The sequence below is a fragment of the Citrobacter sp. Cf125 genome (assembly GCF_030333935.1).
GTDB classification, from domain to species: Bacteria; Pseudomonadota; Gammaproteobacteria; order Enterobacterales; family Enterobacteriaceae; genus Citrobacter; species Citrobacter freundii.
Genome location: NZ_JAOWEY010000014.1, coordinates 1 through 560, shown reverse-complemented (window position 1 = coordinate 560; position 560 = coordinate 1). Strand labels below are relative to the sequence as shown.

At 52.0% G+C, this 560-nt stretch carries 1 rRNA gene; it reads right to left on the bottom strand.

What is annotated here, in order from left to right:
- A 23S ribosomal RNA gene (locus tag OGV89_RS00755) occupies positions 1-540 on the bottom strand; the annotation flags it as partial.
- Positions 541-560 lie beyond the last annotated feature (20 nt).

Here is a 560-nt window from a genome sequence, read left to right as displayed (position 1 = left end):
GCTCCCACTGCTTGTACGTACACGGTTTCAGGTTCTTTTTCACTCCCCTCGCCGGGGTTCTTTTCGCCTTTCCCTCACGGTACTGGTTCACTATCGGTCAGTCAGGAGTATTTAGCCTTGGAGGATGGTCCCCCCATATTCAGACAGGATACCACGTGTCCCGCCCTACTCTTCGAGTTCACAACCTGTGCATTTTGGTGTACGGGACTATCACCCTGTACCGTCGGACTTTCCAGACCGTTCCACTAACACACAAGCTGATTCAGACTCTGGGCTGCTCCCCGTTCGCTCGCCGCTACTGGGGGAATCTCGGTTGATTTCTTTTCCTCGGGGTACTTAGATGTTTCAGTTCCCCCGGTTCGCTTCATTACGCTATGTATTCACGTAATGATAGTGTGACGAATCACACTGGGTTTCCCCATTCGGAAATCGCCGGTTATAACGGTTCATATCACCTTACCGACGCTTATCGCAGATTAGCACGTCCTTCATCGCCTCTGACTGCCAGGGCATCCACCGTGTACGCTTAGTCGCTTAACCTCACAACCCGAAGATGTTTC